The sequence below is a fragment of the Paenibacillus sp. MMS20-IR301 genome (genome assembly GCF_032302195.1).
In the GTDB taxonomy this organism is placed as follows: Bacteria; Bacillota; Bacilli; order Paenibacillales; family Paenibacillaceae; genus Paenibacillus_AQ.
The window spans coordinates 5,139,552-5,165,449 of the sequence record NZ_CP135275.1; the positions used below are offsets into that span (position 1 = coordinate 5,139,552).

23 protein-coding genes and 1 pseudogene are annotated in these 25,898 nt (G+C 53.7%); 7 read left to right on the forward strand and 17 right to left on the reverse strand.

Going from position 1 to position 25,898, the window contains the following annotated elements; genetic code table 11:
• Positions 1-89 precede the first annotated feature (89 nt).
• Both LOS79_RS33110 and LOS79_RS21890 read right to left on the reverse strand, forming a co-directional pair.
• On the reverse strand, positions 90-2,306 hold the full coding sequence (locus LOS79_RS33110) for a helix-turn-helix transcriptional regulator (protein WP_397386677.1): 2,217 nt from the start codon (positions 2,304-2,306) through the stop codon (positions 90-92).
• A gap of 167 nt (positions 2,307-2,473) precedes the next feature.
• The gene (locus tag LOS79_RS21890; protein ID WP_315412307.1) at positions 2,474-3,223 is read right to left on the reverse strand and encodes an IclR family transcriptional regulator; all 750 of its coding nucleotides are present in this window, start codon (positions 3,221-3,223) and stop codon (positions 2,474-2,476) included.
• Positions 3,224-3,459: 236 nt separating this feature from the next.
• Here LOS79_RS21890 and LOS79_RS21895 point away from each other — a divergent pair, with 236 nt between their 5' ends.
• Together LOS79_RS21895 and LOS79_RS21900 are read left to right on the forward strand one after the other, a co-directional pair.
• Positions 3,460-4,500 (forward strand): alpha/beta hydrolase, encoded by a 1,041-nt coding sequence (locus tag LOS79_RS21895; RefSeq protein ID WP_315412309.1) that lies wholly within the window; start codon positions 3,460-3,462, stop codon positions 4,498-4,500.
• A 251-nt stretch (positions 4,501-4,751) separates the two neighbouring features.
• Entirely contained in the window at positions 4,752-5,903 is a 1,152-nt protein-coding gene (locus tag LOS79_RS21900; protein ID WP_315412311.1) for a Fe-Mn family superoxide dismutase, read from the forward strand.
• A gap of 133 nt (positions 5,904-6,036) precedes the next feature.
• On the opposite strand, the gene folE is transcribed toward LOS79_RS21900, so the two are convergent.
• The 5 genes and pseudogenes from folE to LOS79_RS21925 all read right to left on the reverse strand — a co-directional run bounded on the left by folE (position 6,037) and on the right by LOS79_RS21925 (position 9,624).
• The gene (folE, locus tag LOS79_RS21905) at positions 6,037-6,630 is read right to left on the reverse strand and encodes a GTP cyclohydrolase I FolE (protein ID WP_315412312.1); all 594 of its coding nucleotides are present in this window, start codon (positions 6,628-6,630) and stop codon (positions 6,037-6,039) included.
• Between the two features lie 53 nt (positions 6,631-6,683).
• On the reverse strand, positions 6,684-6,935 hold the full coding sequence (locus LOS79_RS21910; protein ID WP_315412313.1) for a YneF family protein: 252 nt from the start codon (positions 6,933-6,935) through the stop codon (positions 6,684-6,686).
• Positions 6,936-7,132: 197 nt separating this feature from the next.
• Positions 7,133-8,326, reverse strand: a pseudogene (queG, locus tag LOS79_RS21915) (tRNA epoxyqueuosine(34) reductase QueG); the annotation flags it as partial.
• A 48-nt stretch (positions 8,327-8,374) separates the two neighbouring features.
• Positions 8,375-9,004 (reverse strand): signal peptidase I, encoded by a 630-nt coding sequence (gene lepB, locus LOS79_RS21920; RefSeq protein ID WP_315412315.1) that lies wholly within the window; start codon positions 9,002-9,004, stop codon positions 8,375-8,377.
• 200 nt (positions 9,005-9,204) lie between these two features.
• On the reverse strand, positions 9,205-9,624 hold the full coding sequence (locus tag LOS79_RS21925; RefSeq protein ID WP_315412317.1) for a GNAT family N-acetyltransferase: 420 nt from the start codon (positions 9,622-9,624) through the stop codon (positions 9,205-9,207).
• Positions 9,625-10,103: 479 nt separating this feature from the next.
• On the opposite strand from LOS79_RS21925, the gene LOS79_RS21930 reads away from it, so the two are divergent.
• Positions 10,104-10,712, forward strand: a complete 609-nt coding sequence (locus LOS79_RS21930) for a superoxide dismutase (protein ID WP_315412318.1) — start codon at positions 10,104-10,106, stop codon at positions 10,710-10,712.
• Positions 10,713-11,294: 582 nt separating this feature from the next.
• On the opposite strand, the gene mutY is transcribed toward LOS79_RS21930, so the two are convergent.
• Positions 11,295-12,569, reverse strand: a complete 1,275-nt coding sequence (gene mutY / locus LOS79_RS21935; protein ID WP_315412320.1) for an A/G-specific adenine glycosylase — start codon at positions 12,567-12,569, stop codon at positions 11,295-11,297.
• A gap of 647 nt (positions 12,570-13,216) precedes the next feature.
• A complete protein-coding gene (gene acpS / locus LOS79_RS21940) occupies positions 13,217-13,621 on the reverse strand; it encodes a holo-ACP synthase (RefSeq protein ID WP_315422375.1) in 405 nt (134 codons plus the stop codon).
• Between the two features lie 142 nt (positions 13,622-13,763).
• Here acpS and LOS79_RS21945 point away from each other — a divergent pair, with 142 nt between their 5' ends.
• Positions 13,764-14,582 (forward strand): alpha/beta hydrolase family protein, encoded by an 819-nt coding sequence (locus LOS79_RS21945; protein ID WP_315412322.1) that lies wholly within the window; start codon positions 13,764-13,766, stop codon positions 14,580-14,582.
• Positions 14,583-14,847: 265 nt separating this feature from the next.
• Here the strand turns inward: LOS79_RS21945 and nadE are convergent, their stop codons facing one another.
• The 3 genes from nadE to LOS79_RS21960 form a co-directional block, all read right to left on the reverse strand.
• Positions 14,848-15,657 (reverse strand): NAD(+) synthase, encoded by an 810-nt coding sequence (nadE, locus tag LOS79_RS21950; protein WP_315412323.1) that lies wholly within the window; start codon positions 15,655-15,657, stop codon positions 14,848-14,850.
• Positions 15,658-15,786: 129 nt separating this feature from the next.
• The gene (locus LOS79_RS21955; protein WP_315412324.1) at positions 15,787-16,221 is read right to left on the reverse strand and encodes a BrxA/BrxB family bacilliredoxin; all 435 of its coding nucleotides are present in this window, start codon (positions 16,219-16,221) and stop codon (positions 15,787-15,789) included.
• Positions 16,222-16,406: 185 nt separating this feature from the next.
• Positions 16,407-18,122 (reverse strand): two-component system sensor histidine kinase NtrB, encoded by a 1,716-nt coding sequence (locus LOS79_RS21960; protein ID WP_315412326.1) that lies wholly within the window; start codon positions 18,120-18,122, stop codon positions 16,407-16,409.
• Between the two features lie 176 nt (positions 18,123-18,298).
• Here LOS79_RS21960 and LOS79_RS21965 point away from each other — a divergent pair, with 176 nt between their 5' ends.
• Positions 18,299-19,564 (forward strand): BaiN/RdsA family NAD(P)/FAD-dependent oxidoreductase, encoded by a 1,266-nt coding sequence (locus LOS79_RS21965; RefSeq protein ID WP_315412328.1) that lies wholly within the window; start codon positions 18,299-18,301, stop codon positions 19,562-19,564.
• 98 nt (positions 19,565-19,662) lie between these two features.
• Here the strand turns inward: LOS79_RS21965 and LOS79_RS21970 are convergent, their stop codons facing one another.
• Positions 19,663-20,913: an ABC transporter permease gene (locus tag LOS79_RS21970; protein ID WP_315412329.1), complete on the reverse strand. Its 1,251-nt coding sequence runs from the start codon at positions 20,911-20,913 to the stop codon at positions 19,663-19,665.
• A complete protein-coding gene (locus LOS79_RS21975) occupies positions 20,910-21,665 on the reverse strand; it encodes an ABC transporter ATP-binding protein (protein ID WP_315422377.1) in 756 nt (251 codons plus the stop codon). The genes LOS79_RS21970 and LOS79_RS21975 overlap by 4 nt, the downstream gene beginning before the upstream one ends.
• A gap of 323 nt (positions 21,666-21,988) precedes the next feature.
• Between LOS79_RS21975 and LOS79_RS21980 the strand changes: the two genes are divergently transcribed.
• Positions 21,989-22,456 carry a MarR family winged helix-turn-helix transcriptional regulator gene (locus LOS79_RS21980; protein ID WP_066374506.1) on the forward strand — a complete coding sequence of 156 codons (468 nt, stop codon included), beginning with the start codon at positions 21,989-21,991 and terminating at the stop codon, positions 22,454-22,456.
• A 171-nt stretch (positions 22,457-22,627) separates the two neighbouring features.
• On the opposite strand, the gene LOS79_RS21985 is transcribed toward LOS79_RS21980, so the two are convergent.
• The 3 genes from LOS79_RS21985 to LOS79_RS21995 all read right to left on the reverse strand — a co-directional run bounded on the left by LOS79_RS21985 (position 22,628) and on the right by LOS79_RS21995 (position 25,184).
• The gene (locus LOS79_RS21985; protein WP_315412333.1) at positions 22,628-24,133 is read right to left on the reverse strand and encodes an MDR family MFS transporter; all 1,506 of its coding nucleotides are present in this window, start codon (positions 24,131-24,133) and stop codon (positions 22,628-22,630) included.
• Positions 24,130-24,720: a GNAT family N-acetyltransferase gene (locus LOS79_RS21990; protein WP_315412335.1), complete on the reverse strand. Its 591-nt coding sequence runs from the start codon at positions 24,718-24,720 to the stop codon at positions 24,130-24,132. The genes LOS79_RS21985 and LOS79_RS21990 overlap by 4 nt, the downstream gene beginning before the upstream one ends.
• Positions 24,721-24,884: 164 nt before the next feature.
• Positions 24,885-25,184, reverse strand: coding sequence for a hypothetical protein (locus LOS79_RS21995; RefSeq protein ID WP_315412336.1), 300 nt, complete (start codon positions 25,182-25,184; stop codon positions 24,885-24,887).
• A gap of 217 nt (positions 25,185-25,401) precedes the next feature.
• Here LOS79_RS21995 and LOS79_RS22000 point away from each other — a divergent pair, with 217 nt between their 5' ends.
• Positions 25,402-25,881 carry a GAF domain-containing protein gene (locus LOS79_RS22000; RefSeq protein WP_315412337.1) on the forward strand — a complete coding sequence of 160 codons (480 nt, stop codon included), beginning with the start codon at positions 25,402-25,404 and terminating at the stop codon, positions 25,879-25,881.
• Positions 25,882-25,898: the final 17 nt, after the last annotated feature.

Genomic DNA, 25,898 nt, shown 5'->3' on the forward strand with positions numbered 1-25,898 from the left:
CTGCTATTAAATGCCTGATCAGCCCGTATGCCGTATATCCGCACCAAAAAATCCCCTTTCAGTTGAAAGGGGATGAAATCAGAGCCTCTTCAGATCTCGATCCGCTCAGAATCAAGAATTCTTTTATAGACCAGTGCAATAATCTGTGAGCGGTCTGTCACGTTCATCTTGTTAAATATACGGCTTAAATGATTCTTCACGGTATGTTCGCTGATAAACAGGCTGCTGGCAATTTCCTTATTCGTCTTGCCCAGGATAATAAGCTCCAGCACCTCTTCTTCACGCGGGGAAATTCCCCATTCTTCCTTCGGCGTCTTCAGGGCCGAGCTGTTCAGCAGCCTGACTGCTGAAACGGTCCGTCTCACGGGAAGCGTATCTGCCCGGCTGCGCAGAAATGACTGGAATGAGCCTCGCGGCTCACTGTCCAGCGCCTCCGCAATATAATCGTCCAGGCGATAACGTGAGCAGTCAATCCATTCCGATTCTGTATCAGCGGGCTGGCTCTTATCCGCGCTTTTTCCTGTATGAAGAAGTACAAGTACAAGCAGCTGTGCAGAGACTGAGACCGCAGGCTTGTCCATCTCGAAATAGAAGGAGGTCAGCTGATCCACCTGCCGGAGCAGTGAAATCTCTTCCTGATAGAACCCGTACCCCAGCAGGAACTCAAGCTTGAACGGAGCCAGCAGGGCGGCCGTTCTCATCCGCTCAGTCTCTTTCTCCGGCAGGCCTGTATAGCGGGCAAGCTCATAGGCCATGGAAGAGGCTGCAAGCGACAGACGCTCCAGTTCGGGATTGCTGCTGCGGAGATAATGGTGGGTATGCTCCATAAATATTCCCGCCTGTCTCGTATGCCTGCTATCCATCTCAATAAGCCGGATAGCGGCACTTGCCACGCCGGCCAGGCAGCTGGATAAGACCAGCCACTCCTCAGCCTCGTTACGGCGCCTGAAGCCGATGGAGAGGATTCCTTTGAATGTCTTCCCGGCAAGCAGCGGGCATTCCAGCAATACCTGGCCCTCAGCCCCCTCATTAATGATCGCCGAGGAGAGAAAGGCCTGGGGGGAATAACGGTTTCTGATATCCTGAACATAGTGGGCAACAGCTTCCGTGCCCCATCCTTTGGCGTAATGGCTGCCTTCCGAGGTCTCTTCGAAAAAGACGAGCACCGAGGAAGGGTAGAACGGCATTCCCATAACCATCTCCAGCAGCTGGATGCCCAGCTCCTGCAAAGAAGCCGCCTGCGGAAGCAGCTGCGCGGCCTCCTTCAGCCTCTGCGTGGCTTCGTGAATCAGTGCCCCGCTCTGCAGGAGCTTCTCTGCGCGGGCGGACAACCCCAGCAGCGAAGCTACCGTCTGCTCATGCTGGATATAGTCCTTCTCCTGCCGGGTTTCGGTGAAACCTACAGCCAGCAGGAGCGCTTTCTTGCCGCTGTCAATCTGCACCGGATAACAGGATAAATACTCCGGCTGGGTAATTCCCCGCTGAGTGAAGAAGAGCGATCTCGGATCTTTGGCAACCGCCTGCCAGTGCCTGGGCTCCCGGCCGAGAACTGCTTGTCCCAGAAATCCGTCACCAAGCTGAAACTCGGCATTCATGAGCAGATTGGCTTCTTTCCCGGCGGAGTATTTCACCTTGAATTTGCCTGCCTCATCTTCTTTGGCGAATGCATACAGATCCGAGTCCGAAAGCGTTCCGGCCATCTGCTGCAGCACTTTCTCAATCTGCAGGAAATCCTCGCCCAGATTGGACAGCAGCTGCAATATCATCGTGTTGCGCCTCTGCGTCAAAGGCTTTAGTGCAGAGCCTGCCAGCAATTTCGACAATATATTCCCGAGGGTGCTAAGCTTGCCTCTGATCTCACTGATTTGTTCCCGGCTCAGCTCAGGCATAGCCGTAAGCTCAGCCCGTAACTCATCATAGTAAGGATGATTCCGCATCTTGGCTTCGAACGCCTGCAGCATAAGCTCGCGTGTACCCTCTTCCATGTATAAGCCTGACCACAAGTAATAAGTCTGGCCATATTCAGGGACCAGCGGACTGACTACATACTTTAGTCCTGGAACCCACTGCTCCAGTACGGCAGGATACGACAAAGGGCCGAGCCTGAGCAATGCCGGCTCGAACGGGCGCTCTGTCCCCTGCAGGGAGCTAAACATCTTCTGATAGAATATTCCGGAAAGCGTTGGGCGGGTAACTAAATTCCCTGCCTGATCCGTAAGCACAATAGCCTGACTCGTGACAGTACCGAACGTATCCTGGAGCTCTTGAATTTCTCCCATCAGTGAATCGGGTATTACAACCTTCATCCCATCACCTCATGCTCTGGATTACATTTCATGTTATTAAGTATTTGTAACTAATATTTTTTAATAATAGTTCATTTTAACTAGATATTCAATGGAGCAGGCAGGTCTTGTTAGCCTCTAATTACTAAATTACCCGCGAGCCATTCCGGCAGCGCACAGGTTCGGGCTCATACCATCATCAGGCCCATTTCAGCTGCCGCCTCTGCCAGTATTACGGCATATTCCTCCAGCGTCTCCCGTGACAGCCGGCTGACCGGACCGGAAAGCGACAGCGCAGCTACCACACTGCCCCCGCGCCCGACAATCGGCACTGCAACTGCCGCTGCCCCCGGCTCCCGTTCCTCGAAGCTTGTCGCATACCCGCAGCGGGTAACCTCCTTCAGCTGCTCCAGATAACGGCTCCGTTCTACGGCTTCAGGCCATGTCGGGTCAGCCAGCAGGCGCACCTGCACCTCATGTGGCGCGTAGGCAGCCAGCACCTTGCTTGAAGCACCTACAGAGAGCGGAAGTCTGGCGCCAATCTGCGCTACGCGGCGGATCGCCTGCTTGCTCTGCACGGCCTGAATGCGGACGCGCTCCAGATTATCGCGCAGATACAGGCTGACGGTCTCGCCCAGCCGGTCTCGCAGCCGCTCCATAGCAGGCAGCAGCAGTACGGCCGGTTCATTCAGGGTCGGCAAATGGGTGGACAGCTCCCAGATGCGGATCCCCAGGCGGTACTTCTCCGTACTTTCATCCCGTTGCAGGAACCCTTTCTCCGCAAGCGTTGTCAGCAGACGGTGCACCGTGCTTTTATGCAGGCCGATCCTGGCGGAAATCTCAGTCAGGCTAAGGTCGTAGTCACTATCCCCGGTAAAGCAGAGCAATATATCCAGCGCCCGTTCTACGGCGCGCACAGTCAGTTTCCGGTCTTCCAAGCCGCTCTCCCCTTTACGTGTTTCACCTCTTGAAACACGGTTACATATTTACCAATAATATCTCTATCTTAGTGCAAAACTCAGAAGAAAGTCCAGCATATTCAGAGCCGGAAGCACTGCTTCCGCAGTTTACATTTACATTACAAAAGCGCTGAATTCATTGACTTTGTCAGGGCATCACCATACGATTAAATATATGAATGATCTCTATTCACTATCCTTTAGGAGGGGACCTTATGGATCTGGCAACAAGTCACCCCGGCGCGCCGGTCTCCCGTATACCTGCTGAGAACAAGCCTAATGCAGCACCTGTAATTTCATTACGGATGATACGCATTAAACATATTGTTGTAGCTTTGCTTTTATCTGTTTTCTTCTTCTTTGTCTTCTGCTTCATCGCTCTGCACGGCTATATCGCCTGGGTGCTCTCGAACCCGACAGTAGCCCCGATCTACTCGAATCCTTATCTGGCCAAAGGGCTTACTTATGAGGAGATCACCTTTCCTGCACAGGACGGCAGCCGAATGATGCAGGGCTGGTATATCCCGTCTGAGGGAGCAGCCAAAACCATCATCTTCAGCCACGGCTACGGTGCTAACCGCGAGGAGAGCTGGGTGCCGATGTATGACCTGGCCCATTATGCACACAGCCTGAACTTTAACGTGGTTATGTTCGATTACGGCTTCGCCTCAGGGAGCAACAAGGATATCGCTACCGGCGGTAAAAAAGAATCCCAGCAGCTGCTCGGAGCGATCTCGTTCGCCAAGGACAAGGGGGCGGAGGAAATTGTAGTGTGGGGCTTCTCCATGGGAGCCGGCACCGCCCTGCAGGCCGGCCTTGTCACAGAGGATGTGGATGCCATGATTCTGGACAGCACCTTCCTGCTGGAGCCTGATACTTTATATCACAATATCAAGCAGAATATAGACCTTCCCCGCCAGCCCTCACTGGCGATTATGGAACTGCTGTTCCCGGTGCTGAACGGCACAGGGCTTGACCAGATTCCTTATTCCAAGGTGAAATCCGAGGATTATCCGTTCCCGGTCCTGTTCATGCATGGTACCTTGGATGATAAGGCTCCGTACCCGATTGCCGAGGAACTGGCCGCGAACCAGAGCAGCCCCTATTCCGACTCATGGATTATAGAGGGCAGCCATCATGAGCTGCTGTTCCGCGAGCATCCGCGCGAGTACCTGCGCCGTGTCTCTGCCTTCCTGGGCAATGTGCAGCTGGCCAAAGACAGTAAAGACAGCGGGAATTCTACCGCAAGCAAATAAGCTCTGCCGGCTCAACCTGATATTGCTGCGGGTTGCCGCCAGGCAGACAGGCTGCTCCGCAGCTTCATTACAAGCATGTACAGATGTATTTCCATACATCCTGTGCATGCTTGTTCTGTTATGCCGGCCAATGCTGCGGCAGCTTCCGCTGTATCCCGGCATCCCAAATATTGCTGTGCCGTTCTCATAAGCCGGCTCCCCGGATCATATAATGAACCGTTGAATAATCGGAAGCGGGAGGACTGCCTGCCATGCAATATGTATCAAGTTCACACCTGCCAGTGCAGATTCTAAGTGAAATCGCCTTTTGGAAAAACCAGGAGAAGGAGCATGCCGGCTTCATTCTTCAGCTTGCCCCTGCGCTGGAGGAGCGTTATGTAAAGCTGCTTCAGGAATGGACCGTTGTCTTCCTGGCAACAGAGCAGGCGGCATTGCAGCTGCTCGGAATTATACAGTCTTCTGCAGCCGGAGGGCCGGGCAACCTTGCCGCTGAAACCGATCAGCTGCGGCTTGCAGCATGCGGCCAGTCCAGCGAATTCATCCGGCAGCTGAGAATGCTGCTGGAGGCGGATGGCGCTGCAGGCGTATTCCCTGCCGGCGGAGCGCTGCTGGAGCATTTCATCCGCGAATCGGAATACCTCCTTGCCGTACTGTCAGCTCTGAGTGCTGCCCGGCAGGAAACCGGAGGACTGCAGGAGAACTTGCTTGAGAATAATGATTCTTCCAAGGAAACAGCAGCCCAGCAGCTGCCGCTCTGGGAATCCCGTGATCCGGAATCCGTCCCAATCGGCGGACATACCCTCCCTCCGCTCCCCTATGCCTATAATGCACTGGAGCCTTATATTGACGAGAAGACAATGATTATACATCACGACAAGCACCATCAGAGTTATGTTGACGGACTGAATAAAGCGGAGAATAAGCTGGCCGAAGCGCGCAGGAATAACGACTACGATCTGGTTAAGCACTGGGAGCGGGAGCTGGCCTTTAACGGCGCGGGCCATTATCTGCACACCATCTTCTGGAATGTAATGTCTCCGCAGGGCGGCGGCCGCCCTGCCGGGGCGCTGCTGGATGCCATTCAGCGGAGCTTCGGCAGCTATGAAGCCTTCAAGGCCCAGTTTACAGAAGCGGCGAATAAGGTTGAAGGCGGCGGCTGGGCCATTCTGGTCTGGAGTCCGCGCAGCCGCAGGCTGGAAATTCTGACAGCCGAGAAGCATCAGAATTTGTCCCAATGGGATATTGTACCGCTGCTGGTGCTGGATGTATGGGAGCATGCTTATTACCTGAAGCATCAGAACAACCGCGCTGACTATATCCGGGACTGGTGGAAGGTTGTGAACTGGCCTTATGTGGCCGAGCGGTATAATGCTGCCCGCAAGCTGGTCTGGCAGCCTTTTTGAGACTGCTGGGCGTACTTGGCGCTGCTGCGGAAGCCGCGTCTCCAAACAGACACACAGAACCCGCCAGCCACTTCAATGTGGCGGCGGGTTCTGTGTGTCATCCTTCCGGCTCCCGGAGCGGAAGGACTCTGCTCTATTCCTTAATCAAAGCAAGAAACTCAGCACGCGCGGCAGCATCCTCACGGAAGCTGCCCCGGGTCGCCATTGTAACCGTCTTACTGCCCGGCTTCTTCACGCCCCGTGCGCACATGCAGAGATGCTCTCCCTCGACCACTACCATAACCCCATGGGGATTCAGCACCTCGGTCATGATGTCGGCAATTTGCGCTGTAATGCGCTCCTGCACCTGCAGGCGACGGCTTACTGCTTCTACTAGCCGGGCCAGCTTGCTTAGGCCGGCAATCCGTCCGCTGGGGATGTAACCAATATGCACCTTACCGAAGAAAGGCGCCATATGATGCTCACACTGGCTGTAATAGACAATATCCTTCACAATTACAAGCTCTTCATGAGACTCGTCAAATGTGACACCCAGTGCCTCGCGGGGGTCAATGGAATACCCGCCGAATATTTCTTCGTACATCCGGGTAACTCTGGCCGGTGTTTCCAGTAAGCCTTCACGGCTGGTGTTCTCACCGATCAATTCCAAAATTTTTGCAACATGATACTCGATTTGCTCACGGTTTACAGAAACCTTCCCGTTCATGTATCCCTTGATGTCCTCCATGAAGTCTCCTCCTTCCGCACCTGCAGCTGACTTGCCTGTTGCCTGGAGCCGGATTATTTCTTCTTCCGGGCCGGGCCTTTGGATGCTGACGGAGCGCGTCCTGGCGGATTACTGTTCTTCATCATCTGCTGTGCACGCTGCATTTGCTTTCCATTCAGGTTATATCCCATTTGCTTAGCTACCTTCTGCAGCATTTCGGGATCATTCTGCATCGTTGTCATTTGTCTGCGCAGATAATACACACCTATAAAGAATCCGCCGATCAGACCCACAACAAGCGTAATAATAGGCAACGCAATATTCATCTGTAGTCCACCTCTGTACTCTATTGTCTGGCACCGCCCTGCTTGGGCATGCGAATCTATCATAGCATTTCAACAGTGGGACAGCAATTGGTAAATCCGGTGATTTAGAAGAGGTATTCTCCGCTTGTGCCGGGCCCGGCCTGCTCCGCTTCCAGCTGAAGCAGCGGCAGTAGTAACGCCATTAAGCTGATCGTTCATTCCCGCTCCGCCTCCTTCTGCTCCAGCAGCTTGTCCTGTGCCCGTCCCAGCATCTCCCGGACGGTCTCATCCGCCTCCTGCCCCAGGGCCTTGTCCACCGCTGCTGCAGCTTCGCCGCCGCCGATCCGGCCAAGTGCCCAGGCTGCGGTGCCCCGCATCTCCGGGCGCGGCTCCTGCAGCAGGATCTCCGTCAGCTTCGGTACGGCAGAGGCTTCCTTGAAATTGCCAAGGGCAATTACGGCATTGCGCTGAATCGGCTTCTTGCCGCGCCACGCAGCCGAACTGCTGCCGAACTTCTCCTTGAATTCACGGTTGCTGAGATCGAGAATCGGCATAAGCAGCGGCTTCACGATTTCCGGATCCGGCAACAGCTCCGGCCGGTGGTTCCAATTCTTGCCGCGGTTGTGGGGACAGACAACCTGACAGGTATCGCAGCCGTACAGCCGGTTACCGATCTTGGTCATATAATGCTCACTCAGGAACCCCTTGGTCTGTGTCAGGAATGAAATGCAGGCCTGTGCGTTAAGCTGTCCCGGACCGACCAGAGCGCCCGTAGGGCAGGCATCAATACATTTGGTGCAGTCTCCGCAGCCATCCTCCACCGGCTGGTCCGGGGGGAACGGAATGTTCGTTACCATTTCGCCAAGATAGATCCATGATCCCCATTTGGGTGAGATCACTGCACAGTTCTTGCCGCTGAACCCGATCCCCGCCCGCTCCGCTACCGCCCGGTCTACAAGCGCGCCTGTATCGACCATACTTTCCAGGACCGCGCCGGGAACACGCTCACGGATGAAGCTCTCAAGCTTAGCCAGCGCTTCGCGGAGCACATGATGATAATCCTGCCCCCACGAGGCCCGGGCAAGAATTCCTCTGCGTGCTCCCGGCTCGGACTTCGGCGGATCCTCCATTTTGGACGGGTAAGCTACGGCAATAGCTATAATTGAAAGCGGCTGCTCTCCCGACTGCAGCGCCGGAACCGTCCGCTTGTCCAAATCCGGCTCCTCAAACCCCGATTCGTACCCGTTATCCCGGTGCTCCTGCAAAATATTTTTCAAATATAAAAACGGCTCCGCTGTGGTGAACCCGATATCATCAATACCGAGCGCAGGTGCGGCAGCCTGGATTTCAGCCTTCAGATTCTCCCACTTGGAAGGGGGCGGTGCATACGGTGACTGGAAGCTGGTATTCATTCCCGCCTCTCCTTTTCTAATATTGTCTGTACTCATGTGCTGCATTTGTTAAAGAATTCTTATCTGCTTAAACGGCCACCAGATCACAGCAGCTTTACCAACTATACTCTCCTCAGCAACGGCACCGAAATAACGGCTGTCCTTACTGGCTCCGGCATGCCTGTTGTCGCCCATCACGAAGTAGGTCCCTTTCTGCACAGTCAGTCCGCTAAAATCAGGATCCTGAATGGGGGTATCAATGTATGGCTCATCCGTCAACTTGCCGTTCACATACAGCTGCCCGCCCCGCACCTCGACAATATCTCCGGGAATGCCGATAACACGCTTAACCAGATATTCTTTCCGGCCCGGCCCCGTGCTGGGATCATGCAGAACAACTATTTCTCCCCTGCCGGGTTTGCCGAAACTGAGGGCGATCTTATTGATAACCAGCCTCTCCCCTTCATACAGGGTGGGCTCCATGGACTGGCCGACTACAGTAGATATATTGAAAACAAAAATATTCAGCAGCGACATTACAGCAAATATAACCGCCGCCGTAATGATCCACTCGCGCATCCCTCTTGCCCATCTCTTCTTGACTTCCCGCTGAGCTTCCCGTTTGACTTTTCCGTGTGTGACGGATCTGTATCTGTATTTACGGCTCCGCATGAATTCTTCATCGGGTTCCCGGTTCATTGGCCACCTACTTGCTTCATTGGGATTTCAAGTCCATAACAATAGAAAAGCATATCTTCCGGCCATTTGCAATGGACACAGGGAAGATATGCTTTAGTATAATGAAACAGACTATGCAGATAGAACCTGACACTCAAGCAATCTGCAATAGTTCTCTACTCTAACGGTTGTTTCCGCTTACAGCACCAGTTCAATAACAACTAGCCTACAATGCTTAGCTTACGTACAGATTTGAAGATCTGGTCCTCGCCATAACCCATGGCCTCATACAGCGGCAGTGCGAAGGAATTATGCTCATCAACGGCTACATAAATCCCGCTGACCTTACGCGTCTGGAATCTGTTCTCCATTGCAGTTACAAGACTCTTGCCGACTCCTCTGCGGCGATAATCCGGATGTACAGCAATACGGAAATAACAGCCATGATTCTTCTCAATCGTACCAATCAGTGCGCCGATGATTTCCCCTTCGTCCTCCGCAACTACAATGAGATCCGAATCCCATGAAAGCTGCCTGGAGAAAGGCTCAATCGTGCTCTCGAAACATTCTTCCGATAATGCGGTCTGCAGCAGTTCAGTCACTGGAGTAACGTCGCTTAATTGAAAGGAACGAACGTGCATACTTAAAAGTCTCCCTTTTCTATGGCTTAGAATTTTACAAAAAGAAGGAGTTTCCATAACAGTATAAAGAGGAAAAAAGCATCAAAAACCGAGGAATACCTGCTTTTAAATCTATTAAAGCATACTTTTCTCGTGATATCATCAATTTTCTTTTGAAAGCGCTTGATATGAAGCGTTTTCATTGAATATAGTTTCATTTTTACATGATTTAGGAAAAAAATTAACTGCTTTGCTATGTGTAAAGGTAATCCCTGGGTTTAACACAGCCTTTACACTTGCCGTGAGATTTGGAGGGGACTCCGACTTTTTAAACATTCATGTTTGTTTAATGTTGCATTATTGTTCCAGATACGTTTTAATAATAGTATCTTATCGGATATATAACCAATAAGATACATTGGAAATAAGGGGTTTTGACGTCAAGACCGCCAAAATTCTTTATCTATACAAATTCTAATATACTCAGGAGGGATTTTTCCATGGCATTTCAATTACCGGCACTTCCTTATCCAAACAACGCACTTGAACCACACATCGATGCTCTGACGATGGAGATTCACCACGACAGGCACCATAACACTTATGTGACGAACCTGAACGCCGCACTGGAAAAGGCACCCGAACTGCAAGACAAGAGCATTGACGAGCTGCTGACTGACCTGAACGCTGTACCTGAAGCTATCCGTACTGCTGTCCGCAACAACGGCGGCGGCCATGCTAACCACACTTTATTCTGGGAAGTTATCGGACCGAACGGCGGCGGTGCACCAGCCGGAGCACTCGCAGCAGCGATTGACAGTGAACTGGGCGGATTCGATAAATTCAAAGAAGACTTCGCAACTGCAGCAACTACCCGTTTCGGCAGCGGCTGGGCCTGGCTCGTCGTGAAGGACGGCAAACTGGCGGTTACCAGCACACCTAACCAGGATAACCCGATCAGCGAAGGCGCTACTCCAATCCTCGGCCTCGATGTATGGGAGCACGCGTACTACCTGAACTACCAGAACAAACGCCCTGACTACATCAAAGCGTTCTGGAACGTTGTAAACTGGGAAGAAGTCGGCAAACGCTACGAAAGCGCAAAATAATAAGCTACGGCCACTGTGCCGCAGCTTCATAGCATAAGAACAACCGGGAGCCCCTACAGGGGACTCCCGGTTGTTTGTGTTGGGGTGTATTGCAGGGCGGGCCACTTGTTACTCAACCCCAGCCCCCGTGCGAGCCGGCAGCGATCATTTAAGTAACCAGCATCGTTCATGTCACCTTCCAGCTTCCTTGCGGACAGGAGATCCCTTATTCGGACGCAATATAGCATTTCGCAGGCTATGCGGACACAGATGCCGTTAAGCAACCTATTTCACTACATTTCGGGCTCAAACCAGCCATATAGCGTCTCCTGGATCCGCAAGAGGCAGAAAAGCTGGTTTTACCGCTAAATAACGTCAGCTGTGTCCGCCGAGATGGCAGAAGGTTGTTTCAGCTTACTCTCCGCCAAATACCTGTACTTTCACATACTTCACGTATCTCGACACTCCGCACCTTACGCCGCTCTCCGCCGTCCGCATCCCCATACATTCTGCCCATTCACACCTTGTGCTGCTAACCACACAGCACGCTACTCCAAGCTATGCCTTAAGCTATTCCGCTCATCGGGCCGCTGCAACCCCTTGTTACTCAGCCCCGCTCTCCTGCTCATCAAAATAGGCGTTGAGCAGCTTCAGGAACACATTGGGAAACGCATAATTGGCCATATCGCTGCGGCTGATCCACCGGACTGCACCTGCATCCTCTGGATTGCCTGCACCGTCTGCGAACCGCTCCGCCGCAGCAGCCTCTCCCGCGAATAGTCCTGAGGATCCGGCGGGGTCAGCAGCACTCGCTGCGGCGTATCCGGCACGCCCTTCCGCCGCCAGCGGCAGGGCTGCCTCCTCCCTACAGCGGTATACCTGCAGGGTCCACACAATATGGCTGAATGTGTGCTCCGCAGCCATCCAGTGCCCTTCAGGCCGGGCGAAGATCCCGGCCTGAAGCAGGGACCGGCGCAGCCGGTCCTGCGCTGCGCTCTCCGGCAGCAGCGCGCCGGAGGCGCCGCCCTCCGCAGGCTGCGCCGGGAAATGCGGCAGCTCCCACATGCGGGCCAGAAGCCCGCTCTGTGGCCGCTGCCGGATGAGCACCCGGCCCGCGTGCGCACCGCGGCCCTCCACCAGGGCCGCCAGCCGCTCTTCGGGACGCGGCGGCTTAGCCTTGGTCTTGACGGGCAGCGAGGTCTCGCAGCCCGAGAGGCGCGCTGAGCAGTGCTCCATCACCGGACAGGGCAGACAGCGCGGTGATTTCGGCGTGCAGATCAGCGCCCCAAGCTCCATCAGCGCCTGATTGAAGTGCGAGGCCTCCCCCTCCGGGATCAGCTCTGCCGCCAGGCGCTCCATCCGGATGCGGGTAGCTCCCTTGGCGATATCATCCTCAATCAGGAAGTAGCGGGACAGTACCCGCATGACATTGCCGTCGACCGCCGGCTCCGGCCGGTTGAAGGCAATGCTGAGAATAGCGCCTGCCGTATACGGGCCTACGCCCTTGAGGGCGAATACGGCATCACGGTCATCAGGAACCTGGCCGCCGTATTGTTCCTTCACCTGCTTCGCCGCATGCTGCAGATTCCGGGCACGGGAATAATAACCCAGTCCTTCCCAGCATTTCAGCACATCCTCCTCCGGTGCATCAGCAAGCGACTCTACCGTAGGGAAACGTTCTATGAAACGGTTGAAGTAAGGTATTACTGTATCGACCCTCGTCTGCTGAAGCATAATTTCTGAAATCCAGATATAATAAGGATTCCGGTGGCGGCGCCACGGCAAGTCCCGTTTCTGTCCGTGATACCACTCGAGCAGATTACGGCTGAAATACAATTTGGCTGCCTGCTGCGCATCGTGCTGTTCATTCGTTGTCATTATTGCCTCTCCTTGCCTGTTTATTTAACGTACAATATAACCAAGGCATTTCCTTCTATAATTCCTCAGCTATATAGGTTGGACTTAAGACTTATAGAAAAGGCTAGACCGCGGCGCGGTAAGTATTGGACTTCCGGCTGCTGCCCGCCCCCAAATTTCTTGATTTAGTTTGCGGCGGAAATCCGGTGACAAAGCCGAACGCCAGCGCTCTTTCCGGTTCCCAAATCCACTCCGCTGCACATACAACCCAACTCTGCTCTTATGGACACCACAGCTCTTATTCGCTCAAATCAGGTCATTTGGGCGGGCTTACGGACACGACAGCCCTTATCCGCCGCTTTTTATGGGCAAACTCCACCTTTCCGGTGAAATAACGGCGCTGATGTCCGTAAGACCGACACTCAAGTGCCTTTCCGCAGGCTTAACGTCTCTCATGTCCGTAACGTTTAGCCAGTCACTTGAACAACCGTTGCGTGGCTGGCTACTTTCTTAACAGGGAGCCCATTCAGTCCCTTTACCTGCGCGGCAGCTCATTGTACATGATTTCCGCTTAAAGGTGCGACTTCCGGCCGCTAGCATCATACAGTTCCAAGATTCCCTTGACTAGCTCTCCGTTTTCTAAAGTTTTATAGTTCAATCTATCGCTTCTATAATTCCGCCTGCTCCACCCGCTCCACTACAGCGAAGGCTGAGGCCAATTCGCCGCTGTGCGTAATCGTCAGATGGATGATATGCTGCGCCGCAGAGAGCTGCAGCCGGCCCCAGGCCTCCGCAGACAGCGAAACGACCGGCTTGCCCAGGCTGTCAGGGAGGATCTCGATATCCTGGAATCCCACCGCAGCCCCGATTCCGCAGCCCAGTGCTTTCACGACCGCTTCCTTGGCCGCAAACCGCCCTGCGGCGAATTCAGCAGCCTTTCCCTTCCGTGCTGCTGCGAGATCACGCTCACTTACTGTCAGAATACGCTGCAAAAATCCGTTTCCCGCCCCTCTTGACAGTACTGCTGCAATCCGCCGGATTTCCAGCACATCATTTCCGATTCCATAAATCACAATTCCCACTCCTTATGCTATCCTTAACCGCTTTATTAATGGTATGATCTTCATAATCATTATGGATAAATAATATAAATTATAGCCTTATATAGCTCTTCCTGCTATCCGTTTCAAATGATATAGAGAGGGGACTCAATGGATGAACCGTAATTTCCAGCTGCCCGCCGGAGAAGACGCAGTGCTGCGCTGCTCGCATTTCCCCGCCCGGGATACAGCCAAAAGCCTGATTGTAATTGCCCACGGTTATAAGGGCTTTAAGGATTGGGGAATGTTTCCTTATGTTGCAGCAGCACTCAGCCAGGAGCATGAGGTAATTACCTTTAATTTCTCGCATTCCGGCATCGGAGAAGATCTGCTGAATTTCACCGAACTCGACAAATTCGCCCGCAACACCTATAGCCGCGAAATCAAGGATATGGAAATCCTGTTATCTTACCTTAGCCAGCACCACAAATTCGGCAGCCTGCCGCTGTTCCTGCTGGGCCATAGCCGCGGGGGCGGCGATTGCCTGCTGTATGCACTGGACCATCCGGGAGACGTTACCGGTGTAATCTCCTGGAACGGCATTACCGACCTTGACCTGTTCACGGAAGAACAGAAGGTTGAGATGCGCGGCCGCGGCCGCGCCTTCGTGCTTAACGGCCGCACCGGACAGCAAATGCCGCTCGACGCCGTACTCCTCGATGACCTGGAGCAGCAGGCTGAGCGCTATAACCTGCTTAAGCGGCTGTCCGCCTCCAGCTTCCCGGCAGTCCTGATTCAGGGCAGCCGGGATGGTGAACGGCTTCGCCGCGGCTCAGAGCAGCTGACCGGGCTGCGTCCGGATATCCCCTGGGTCCAGATTCCCGGCGGCGACCATACCTTCGGAAGTGTACATCCGTTCGCGGGCACGACTCCCCAGCTGGAGCAGGCGATATCCGCCTCGCTGGAGTTTATCAGCCGGGTTTTGGCCGGATAAACCGGCAAGCCTCAGCAGAAGCCCATTGCCATCCGTATTGTCATCTTTATTACCGTCATTATTATTCGCTATAATGCAGTCACTGCCGCCTGAAAGCCGGAACCGCCGGAGCCTCTGTGAACAATCACAGAAGCTCCGGCGGTTCTTTTCATCCAGCAGCATATTATTTTCACAATTGAATCACAGACTGAGATAACTGGCCTGCTGCACTTGTGTAACCCTGATCTAGTACACCGGCCCCGCAACACAGTTCCGGTTATACAACTTAGATCCCCGGTATGACATTACGCTTATGCGCCGTTCTGCGGTAATACGCTTCAAGCTTCTCTGCCACTCCGGCAGGCACTGCTTTGCCCTCCAGATAATCGCTGTTATCCTCATAGGTCAGGCCAAGCTCCGTCTCATCCGTCTGGCCCGGCCAGAGTCCGGCTGTCGGTGCTTTGGTCACAATATCCGCAGGAACACCAAGAGCCGCAGCCAGCTGTCGCACCTGCCGTTTGTTCAGTGAAGACAGCGGAGTAATATCAACTGCCCCGTCGCCCCATTTCGTATAAAAGCCTGTTATAGCTTCGGAAGCATGATCTGTTCCAACGACCAGCAGGTTGTTCTCGAAGGCCAGTGCGTACTGCATAACCATACGTGTTCTCGCCTTCACATTCCCTTTCCCCTGGTGGGTAATATGGCGGTGCTGCCCCAGCGCCTTCAGGCTGTGCTCGACCTCCAGCGCAATTTCATTCACAGCTTCCTCAATATTGGTCTCCGCGGTGTGCGTTAAGGCAAAGGCCTTGGCCACAGCATAGCTGTGCTCAATATCCTCCTGCTCGCCGTAAGGCTGGAATACGCCAAGTGTGATATATTCCTGTCCTTCTTCTGCGGTCAGCTCGTCCGTTGCCAGCTTGCACAGCCCCGCTGCTACAGCACTGTCAATGCCGCCGCTGATGGCGATCAGCAGCCCTTTTGCCCCGGCCTGACGCGCATACGCTTTCAGAAAATCAACCCGTTTGCGGATCTCCGCCTCGACTTCAATTACCGGCTTGACACCCAAGGCGGCAATAATCTCTTCCTGCATACTCACAAGCCACACCTCACCCTCATAGGTTGTTGAATCACTTGAATCATTTTTACAGGCCTATATTGTCAGAGAAAATCCCGCATAAGCCAAGCGTCCGGCTGATGCGGGATTATAGATTCCTGAATATAATCTCTAGTTGCACAGACGGTCGAAAACATCCTTCAGCTCCGCAGCAATCTCGGCAGCCGAACGGTCTTCAACGCCATGGCGTTCAATGAAATGAACCAGCTCGCCGTCCTTCAGCAGTGCGATGGATGGTGAGGATGGCGGATACGGAGCGAAATACTCACGCGCCTTGGCTGTAGCTTCCTTCTCCTGGCCGGCAAACACGGTGAACAGGTGATCCGGAAGGATCTCGTTCTGCAATGCCTGAGCTACTCCAGGACGGCACTGGCCGGCAGCACAACCGCAGACGGAGTTAATGACTACAAGCGAGGTTCCTTTGGCAACCGGAAAAGCAGCTTCAACATCCTCCGGAGTCAACAGCTCCTGAAACCCGATACTTGTCAGATCATCGCGCATAGGCTGAATGGAATCTCTCATATATTGATTAAAAGACATGGACATTTCTCTGCACTCTCCTTTACCTTTTAAATAGTGTGTCAGTAGCCGGAACTATCTGCCGCGTTACTGCACTACTTGCTAACTTTATTATACATACATACTCTGCGAAAGCAAGAGAAGCAGACTGCTGCAAGCAGGCTTTTCCGGGACGGACTTTCCTCTTCCTCGGAAACTGAATCCCTCTATATTCAGCCGGATTTCTCCGTAATTTCTCCCTTTTCTTCTATAGGAATGGTTACGACCACTGAGGTCCCTCTCCCTACCTCGGATTCCACATGAATGGTCCCGTTATGCCGTTCAGCGATGCTGAGGCACAAGGACAGCCCCAGTCCGGTACCCTGGCTCTTAGTGGTGAAGAACGGAGTGAACAGCTGCTGCAGCTGGCTCTGCGGAATTCCGCTACCGGTGTCGGAAATAATCAGCTGCACAGTATCATCATGCACACTGGTCGACAGTGTCAGCACACCCTTCGTATCCATTGCTTCCATGCCGTTGCGGACCAGATTAAGCACCAGCTGCTTGATCTCGCGGATATTCAGGCGCAGCAGCGGCATCACCGGGCTGAGCTTCAGCTCCACACTCTGGCCGCGAAGATTGGCATCCGCCCAGATGAGCGGAGTAAGCTCTTCCATAATCAGATGAAGCTGAACCGTTTCTTTATCGGATACCCTGCTCTGGGCCAGCGACAAAAAGTCATTGATAATGCTGTTGGCCCGGTCCAGCTCCTCCATAACGATATGATAATAGGAATGCAGGTCCTCCGGACTCTTTTCACGCATCAGCTGCAGGAATCCCCGTACTACCGCCATCGGGTTACGGATTTCGTGGGTAATCCCGGCAGCCATCTGCCCGACCAGTGTCAGACGTTCGACATTATCGAGCTCGCTGCGGATTTTCTCCTCTTCGGTCAGATCCTGAATGATCACCACAATCCCGCTCGGCACATCTGAATCATACTGCAGCGGCGCAGTGAAGACCTGGTAGGTCATGGATTCCAGCTTAATCTTGGCATTGGTGCGCTGTCTGCTCAGCAGGATTCCCCGCAGGCGTTCGAAGGTAACCTGATCCATCACGCTGCCGAATACCTGCTCTGCCGGCTGGGATAATATAGCTTCTCTGGTTAACTGGGGGTAATGCAGCCGGATCAGGCTCAGCATATACTCATTCAGCTCTGACACACGGCCGTTATTATCAAAAGACATAATGTTGAGCGGCACTACATTCGTAATCTGCTGCAGCTTCTCGGATTCCCGCTGGAGCTTCTCGGAAATGCCTTTCATCCGTTCCTTCACCTGCAGCTTGTCCCAGGCCGTTTCAATATATACTATAAATAGAGCGCCCAGAATTACAGCCGTCACAATATACGCTCCTGCAAGGAGCGCTTCCCTGTCGAAGGCTTCAAAGATACTCTGGCCATGCAGGCCGGGTATAATGACTATAAACAGCATACTGGGAAACAAAGCGCCCCAGAGCATGCTGATTTTGTGGGTGAGCCCCGCTTGCTTGAAGGGCTTCGCCATGCCAAAGAGCAGCGGGTACAGCAGCATTCCCGTATGCAATACGATTTGATTAAGTCCTGAGGATACTGAGAACAACGCCGTGCATGCAATGAAATAGATTGTCAGATAAGCGCCTGAACGAAAATTCCCGTACAAGATCCCTATATACGCCGGAAGGATAGCCAGATTCAGATATACTACTCCGAACATTGTCGTCGATAATGCCATGCAGAGCGTAATGCTCAGTGCACAGCAGATCATGAAAAAAGTCTGGTCATCCGGAAATCTGCGGTTTCTGCGTGTGGAATGGCCTATGTCCAGCCGCCACTGAAACAGAAACAGGAAGGTGCACGCAGCCGATATTTGCAATAAAATATCCTTAACTGCATGAATGATTGCAATCACTCCCCAAATTGGACAAAATACCCTTTCCCCTTAGATTAAAGCATAACCGCGCAGTCCTGACAACGATAATCACAGCATGCAGTGAAAGGCCCCTGGCTACACTGCAGCGGGAATGGTATGATGCCGTTAGCAGAGTGCCGGACAGAGTGCGTCAACAAGTATAAAGGAGCAGATGGATGAGTAATTATGATGTAATTGTTATTGGCGGCGGCCCCTCCGGGCTGATGGCCAGCGTAGCCGCAGCAGAGCACGGGGCCGCAGTCCTGCTGGTTGATAAAGGGGCCAAGCTTGGCCGCAAGCTCGGCATATCCGGCGGCGGACGCTGCAATGTCACCAACGTTAAGGAAACTCCGGAGCTGATCGCCCATATTCCGGGCAACGGCCGTTTTTTATACAGCTCGTTCGATCATTTCAATAACTATAATATTATTGATTTCTTCGAAGGACTGGGCATTGCCCTGAAGGAAGAGGATAACGGGCGGATGTTCCCTGTGTCCGATAAAGCCTCAAGCGTAGTGTCCGCACTGGTCGGCAAGGTCCGCAGCCTGGGTGTCCAGATTATGACAGACAGTCCGGTCCGCGAGGTGCTCTATGAGGATGGAGCTGTCCGGGGCATCCGTCTGCAATCGGGCAAAGCCTACAGTGCAGATTCAGTTATCATCGCCACCGGCGGCAAATCCGTGCCGCAGACCGGCTCTACCGGTGACGGATACCCGTGGGCAGAAGCCGCAGGGCATTCAATCACGGAGCTGTTTCCGACCGAGGTCCCGATCGTCTCACGCGAGGAATGGATCAAGTCGGGTGAGCTGCAGGGCTTGTCGCTGCGGGACGTAACCCTTACGGTCTGGAATCCCAAAGGCAAGAAGGTTATTGCCCACCGGGGAGACATGATCTTCACCCATTTCGGCCTCTCCGGCCCGATCGCCCTGCGCTGCAGCCAGTTTCTGCGCCAGGTTCAGAAGAAATCCGGAAGTGAGACGGTGGAGATGTCCATTGACCTGTTCCCTGATCTGCATCCGCAGGAGGCCGAGAACATGCTGCTGAACAAGCTGGAGCAGGAGCCCAAAAAGGCGCTCCGCAATTCGCTCAAAGGCCTTCTGCCAGAGCGTCTGATCCCGTTGCTGCTGGAGAAGGGCGGGCTGGACAGCGAGATCACCGGCCAGCAGCTGCAGCGGGCCGGGCTGCAGGCGCTGGCTGCCCTGGTGAAACGGATGCCGGTGCATGTTCATGGAACACGCTCCCTGGCCGAAGCTTTTGTGACCGGGGGCGGAGTGAATCTGAAGGAGCTTGATCCGAAGACGATGGAGTCGAGGCTTACGCAGGGGCTGTATTTCTGCGGCGAGGTTCTTGATATTCACGGCTACACCGGCGGCTATAACATTACAGCCGCCTTCTCAACCGGTTATACGGCAGGTAAACATGCAGCGGTGAGGCGAGGATAAACGCTTCTTGCTTCTTTCCCTGCATATATAGAACAAGCCTTCCCTCGGATTAACGGAGGAAGGCTTGTTCTATATTCAGCTATACCCTTAACTCCCCGTTACCTGGCAAAACGCATGGCACTGAAGACATTGGCGATGCCGTAGGCAGCGGCAGCCCCGACCGGTACGAAGAGCAGCAGGCCCCACCAGCTGTAAGCCGGAATGCAGACTGCTGCAGCACAGAGTACGGCAAACGGCATCAATAGAATAGGCATGGCCTTCGAGCCGGCATCCGCCTTCTGCCCTTTGGTGAACGGCAGAATGCCGATATAATCATCGCCGGAGAACAGCAGCCAGAACGAGGACAGCCAATAAGCCATAAGTGCTGTCAGTACGGCGAATAGGAGCCATTTCAGCACGGTAGGAACAATTAAGATTGCGATCAGCGCCACACCTGTAAACTGCAGATACAGCTTAAAGTGTGCCGGATTCCGCAGCAGCCCCTTGATTGCCGCAGCCGCGAAGCGGCTCTCCGGCTCCTTCGCGGCCAGCAGCGGCTGCGATTTGCGGAAGATCCACGGCTTGTACCGTGTAGGCCGCGGCTTATCCAGTACACCGCGCAGCATGATGGCCGCAATCTTCATCCGCTGCTTATAATCTTCACGGACATCATTTATGAAGGTACCGCGCAGCTGCAGACGGGCGCGGAATGCGGCGGCAGCCACTGCTGCAAAGCCGGCCGCAACCGCAAACAGCTGCAGCGGGCTGTCTTTGTAGACAACTGCAACCCGCAGGTAGATTCCGCAGGATACAGTGACTGCCGGAATCAGCCAGAGCCAGCGGCGGAAGCCCTGACGCTGCACCTTAACAAGATGGGCCAGCAGTTTGATGCACCAGCTGCTGGTTACTGTCAGCGCGAGCAGGCCATAGGCCCCTGCTGCACTTATGCCATAGCCCTTAATCAGAAAGGGCAGCAGCACAGCATAGGCTGCGGCCATTTTCAGGGAAGTTACAATGAGGCTATAGAGCATCCCCCGCGCGATAATCGTACTGATCCAGTCCTGCCGCTGCCTGAGAAAGAGCAGATCCCCCTCCTGGAGCAGGAGCACGATCCCTCCGGTCGCAAGCAGCAGTGCAAGCAGTATCGGTGCGGCCATAAACGGTACTGAGCTGATCCAAGCCGGCAGCTCACCTTTCCAGAAGCCATAATAGAAACGCCCGCCCAGCAGTCCTCCCGGGATAATGATGTACAGCAGAACTGTCCAGTCCACAGCAGTACGGATAATGGTAGTCTGCTCGCGGAAATGTGAGGCCAGCCGGCGCCGGAACAGACTCCCGGCTGTGGAGAAAGCGAAAGAATTTCTGCTCATGTCAATTCGTCGAAGCAATCAAACAACGACCCCTCCGGCAGACCAGCGTCACCGCGTATCTCTTCCAGTGTTCCTTCAGCAGCTATTCTGCCGCCGGAGATCAGTACGAAGCTGTCGCAGATTTTCTCCGCTGTATCCAGCACATGCGTAGACATCAGCACACCGGCCCCGCGCTGCCGCTCTGCTTCAAGCAGGCGCAGGAAATCCTTCGTCGCCCGCGGGTCCAGCCCGATGAACGGCTCGTCTACAATATAGACATCCGGCTGCACCAGGAAACCAAGCATCAGCATCATTTTCTGCTTCATTCCTTTGGAGAAGCCCGCAGGCAGATCATCGCGCACACTGTCCATACCGAACTGGGTCAGCAGCTTCTCAGCCGTAGACTCAAAGGCCGCGTAGTCCAGGCCATAAGCAGCCGCGGCAAGATCAAGATGCTCCCATAGGGTAAGGTCTTCATAAAATACCGGCTGCTCCGGCACATAGGCATAGGACTTATGCTCTCCGCCGAGCTTCACCTTTGCTTTGGCATGCTTCAGCAGACCGAGCAGTGTCTTGATAGTCGTGCTTTTCCCGGCACCGTTCGGCCCGATCAATCCAAGCAGCTCCCCCTTGCGGACCTGAAAGGAAATCCCCGAGATGCGTTTATCCCCTGCTTCGTACCCGGCTTCCTCAATAACAACATCGAGCACGATGTCATGATTATCCTCGTCTTCACGATCTTCATAATACTTTGTAATCGGGTCCTGCTCCATATAGCGCTCCCATCTCCTAAGCAATCATCTATAATAATGTGATCATAACACCATGCTTAGCCCTCTGCTGCAAAAAAATTCACCCGTACTGTCTGACGGCAGCCTGTTAACTCATCATACGGACTATCGGAACCGGTTGAAACCGGCAGTATTGACGCACCATTAAATAATTGTTTGATTTTTAATAATTAAAACTGTGCTTATTGTGACAAATGACATGTTCTTCATGCTTTGTTTGACGTATTGTAAAGCTAGATCAAGTAAAGCCAGTATTCCAAACCGTACGGGGAAGCCCGGACGATTAACAATAGAGGTGGAGAAGCATGATACAATCTTATGAACGCGATACTCAATTGACACTGCATCTGTACAGGGTTTTTGCCAAATCATTCAAGAGCATCAACGAGCATGCCGTTACCGGCAGCAAGATCGAAGGCTTCAATCCAACAGCCTTCGCTGTTATGGAAGTGCTTTATTACAAAGGGCCTCAGCCGATCCAGCAGATTGGCGCCAAGCTGCTGCTGCAGAGCGGCAATGTTACTTATGTAATCGACAAGCTGGAAGAACGCGGTTATCTGCAGCGCAAGCCTTGTCCCAGCGACCGCCGTGTGATCTTTGCTGAGCTGACTGCAGAGGGTGAACGCCTGATGAATGAGATGTATCCGAAATATTCGGAACGCCTGCATCTTGCCTTCAGCGGACTAAGCGATGAAGAGAAGGAACAAATGATTGTGCTGCTTAAGAAGATGGGCCTGCAGGCTGAGAAGCTCTCCCCCCTTCCGCGTAAATAGCTGAATTAAGGCCGGAGCGGTTGTGAATCTATTCACTAATCTGTGGTATAGCAATAATAAGAGAACGGCTGCGTCATCCTGATGGATGACGCAGCCGTTTTTGAGTTACAGAAGTGCTGAAGCTAATAGTATCCCTGAGTAGTACTCCGCTGATTATTCAAAGCTGAACAGTTAATGCTTAGCCCCCGCAGCTCTTTCTTGAATCGCCGGCACTCCCTTGTTCAGACCGGCTGATATCAAGAGTGAGATCACAGCAAACACGGCCATTACAACGAACAGGGAGTGCAGGCCGTTCTCCAGCGCATCCCGCAGACTGCTCCAGGCTTCGCTGGACAGAACACTTCCTCCATGCGGGTTAAGCAGCTGGTTAATATCCGCTCCGGCAGCGGAAGCACCTGGCCCCTCCCCCAGCTTCCGGTCGATACTATAGTTCAGCCACGACCCGAAGATGGCTACCCCAACCGTCTGCCCAAGCGAACGGGTGAAGGTGTTCAGTGCAGTAGAGGCTCCGCGCTGCTCATGCTCTACTGAGGACTGGGCGATGATGGTGAAGACGGTTGAAGCATAGCCGAAGCCTATACCGCAGCATGACATCAGTACCAGCAGCAGCAGCTGGGATGAATCTGCATTCATCAGGGTAAGTCCTGCAGCGGCAGCCACAATCAGTGACAGCCCCAGCATTGCCGTAAAGCGGGAACCGGCACGCAGAATTAGTCTTCCGCCTGCGATCGAGCCCAGCATCCAGCCGACGGACATCGGGGCCAGCAGCAGGCCTGAGAGGGCCGCGCTTTTGCCGGATACGCCTTGTACCCATAGCGGCACATAGGTCGACAACCCGATAATCAGTGTACTGACCAGCAGATTAGCGCCTGTTGAAACCGCAATATTGCGGATGGAGAATAGCTGAAGCGGCAGCATCGGCTCCTCTGCGCGCCGCTCCACAAGCAGGAATGCCGCCAGCAGCACAGCAGCAGCACAGAGCACGGCCAGCAGCAGCGGTGAATTCCAGGCCAGACTCTGCCCTCCTGACGTAAGGCCAAAGAGCAGCGCGCCCATACCTGCCGCGAACAGCAGCACCCCGGCCACATCGATTTTCGTCTTGCGCCGCACCTTCTCTTCCTTCAGGTAACGCCAGATAAAGATAATGGACAGCAGGCCAAAGGGCAGATTGAACACGAATACCCAGCGCCAGCTTAAATAATCAACCACATAACCGCCAAGCAGCGGTCCAACCAGAGAGGATATCCCCCAGACTGAGCTAAGCAGCCCCTGTGTCTTCGCCCGTTCTTCAATACTGTAAATATCGCCGATAATCGTAAAAGTCATAGGAATTAGCGCACCTGCACCAATTCCCTGAATCCCCCGGAATATAATCAGCTGCTCCATGCTCTGTGAAATTCCGCATAACAGTGAGCCCGCCAAAAAGACCACAGCACCGCCAATAAACACGGGCTTGCGGCCGATCAAATCACTCAGTTTGCCAAAAATGGGCGTCGTAACCGCCATCGCCAGCAGATAGGCGGTGAATATCCAGCTGAGCCATTGCATGCCCTGGAAATCGCCGACAATGGCCGGCCCGGCTGGTCCGGTTACCGTCCCTTCAATCGCTGCCAGAAACGTAGCCAGCAGCACTCCAATAAAGATTAACTTCCGTTCTGTTTCTCCTGGTGCCTTCACTCTGTCCCAATCCTCTCTTCATATTCTCTGCGCGGTAACTGCTCCCCGCGCAGCAAGGCATACATTACGGCGTCCTGATAGCCGGAAGAGGTATGCAGATACTCCCGCAGCAATCCTTCCTTCTTGAAGCCAAGCCCGGTGACCAGCTTCCCTGCACGGAAGTTATCCGGATGACACAAGGCTTCGATCCGGTTCAGCCCCATCGTACCAAAGCCGAAGTCCAGTATCAGCTCCAGCGCTTCCCGCATATATCCTTGCCGCACCGCAGCAGGGGACAGCTCAAAGCCGATCTCCCCCCGGTAAGCCCCCTGGAGCTGCCAGTAATTGAACCCGCAGCTGCCGATTACTTCCCCTCCGGGTCCCCTGATGCTCCAGCGCAGGCTTTCCTCCTCGCAGGCCATTTGTGCCAGCAGAGCAATCAGTGCTTCAGCATCACGGGCTGAGGAGAGCGGAGGGGAATTCAGCCAGGGGGCAACCGCAGGATGCTGCCAAATCTCAAACAGCGCTCCTGCATCTGCTTGAGCCATTGCCTGCAGCCGCACTCTCCGTCCGCTTAAATCCGGAATGACTCCACCGCATTCATACATGTCCCAGCCCCCTTCCTTCTTATAAGTATACATCAGATGTCAGCATTCTCTTAAGCGAAATCTGTACACAAAATAGCGCCTGCCCCGTGCGGCTTGCTGCCGCGCGATCAGACGCTGTACGATATTTTTAAGTACAAGCTGTCACCTGCCCGAGAAATTGACGGTTAACCTGATGCCCCCGCGGCCTTAACGGGCTTAAGCACCTCGGCACACAGCACTCCAAGCTTAGCCTGAATCGCCTTGAATTCCTCAATTCCCGTTCCGGTAATACTGTATGCTTCACCATGGGCTGTAAGAAAATTCTCCTGGGTCAGCCTTTCCAGCTCCTGTTTCACTTCGCGTTCAGCTACCCTGTATCCCAGTTCCTCCAGCTCAGGCTGCATCTCCGTCAGTGTCAAATTCCTCTCATGTGCACAATACAGCATATGGATTCCTATAAACAAGTTCTGTACATCGGCGCGCATATTCCACTCCTTCCGGCTACAAGCCTGTTGTATTTATAAAAGCATTACCCGGCACAGGGATGCCGGAAACATCAGCAGACGCCCATCATACTTCTCCCTGTTCTTCCATGAACCGGAAAATACCGTTAATGCTTGACGTATTGCATTCCGCTGTACTATCTTGTAAGTTAACAGTTATGGATTCATACTGACTCAAGCTACAGGAAGGTGATGCTTCATGTTTCAAGCTATGCCTTATGACGGCACGCGCAGTGAACGGCACGAAGCCGTTCTCGGCCAGCTCGCGGCACTCATGGAAGGGGAGCCGAATGTTATTGCCAATCTGGCTAATGCATCGGCGCTGTTAAAGCTTTCTCTGCCGGACACCAACTGGACCGGTTTCTACTTATTTGACGGCAAAGAGCTTGTTCTGGGTCCTTTCCAGGGACTGCCGGCATGCATCCGCATTCCGCTTGGCCGCGGTGTATGCGGCACAGCTGCTTCAGAACGCCGGACGCTGGTTGTAGGCGATGTTCACGCCTTCCCCGGGCATATCGCCTGTGATGCTGCATCGAACAGTGAAATTGTGGTTCCGCTGATTAAGGGCGATACGCTTTATGGCGTACTGGATATTGACAGCCCGCTTAAACACCGCTTCGACGATGAGGAACGCCGCTTCCTTGAGCGGTTCGCAGCGATGGTATCCGAGGTACTCTAGATTATCCTCCGCCTTGT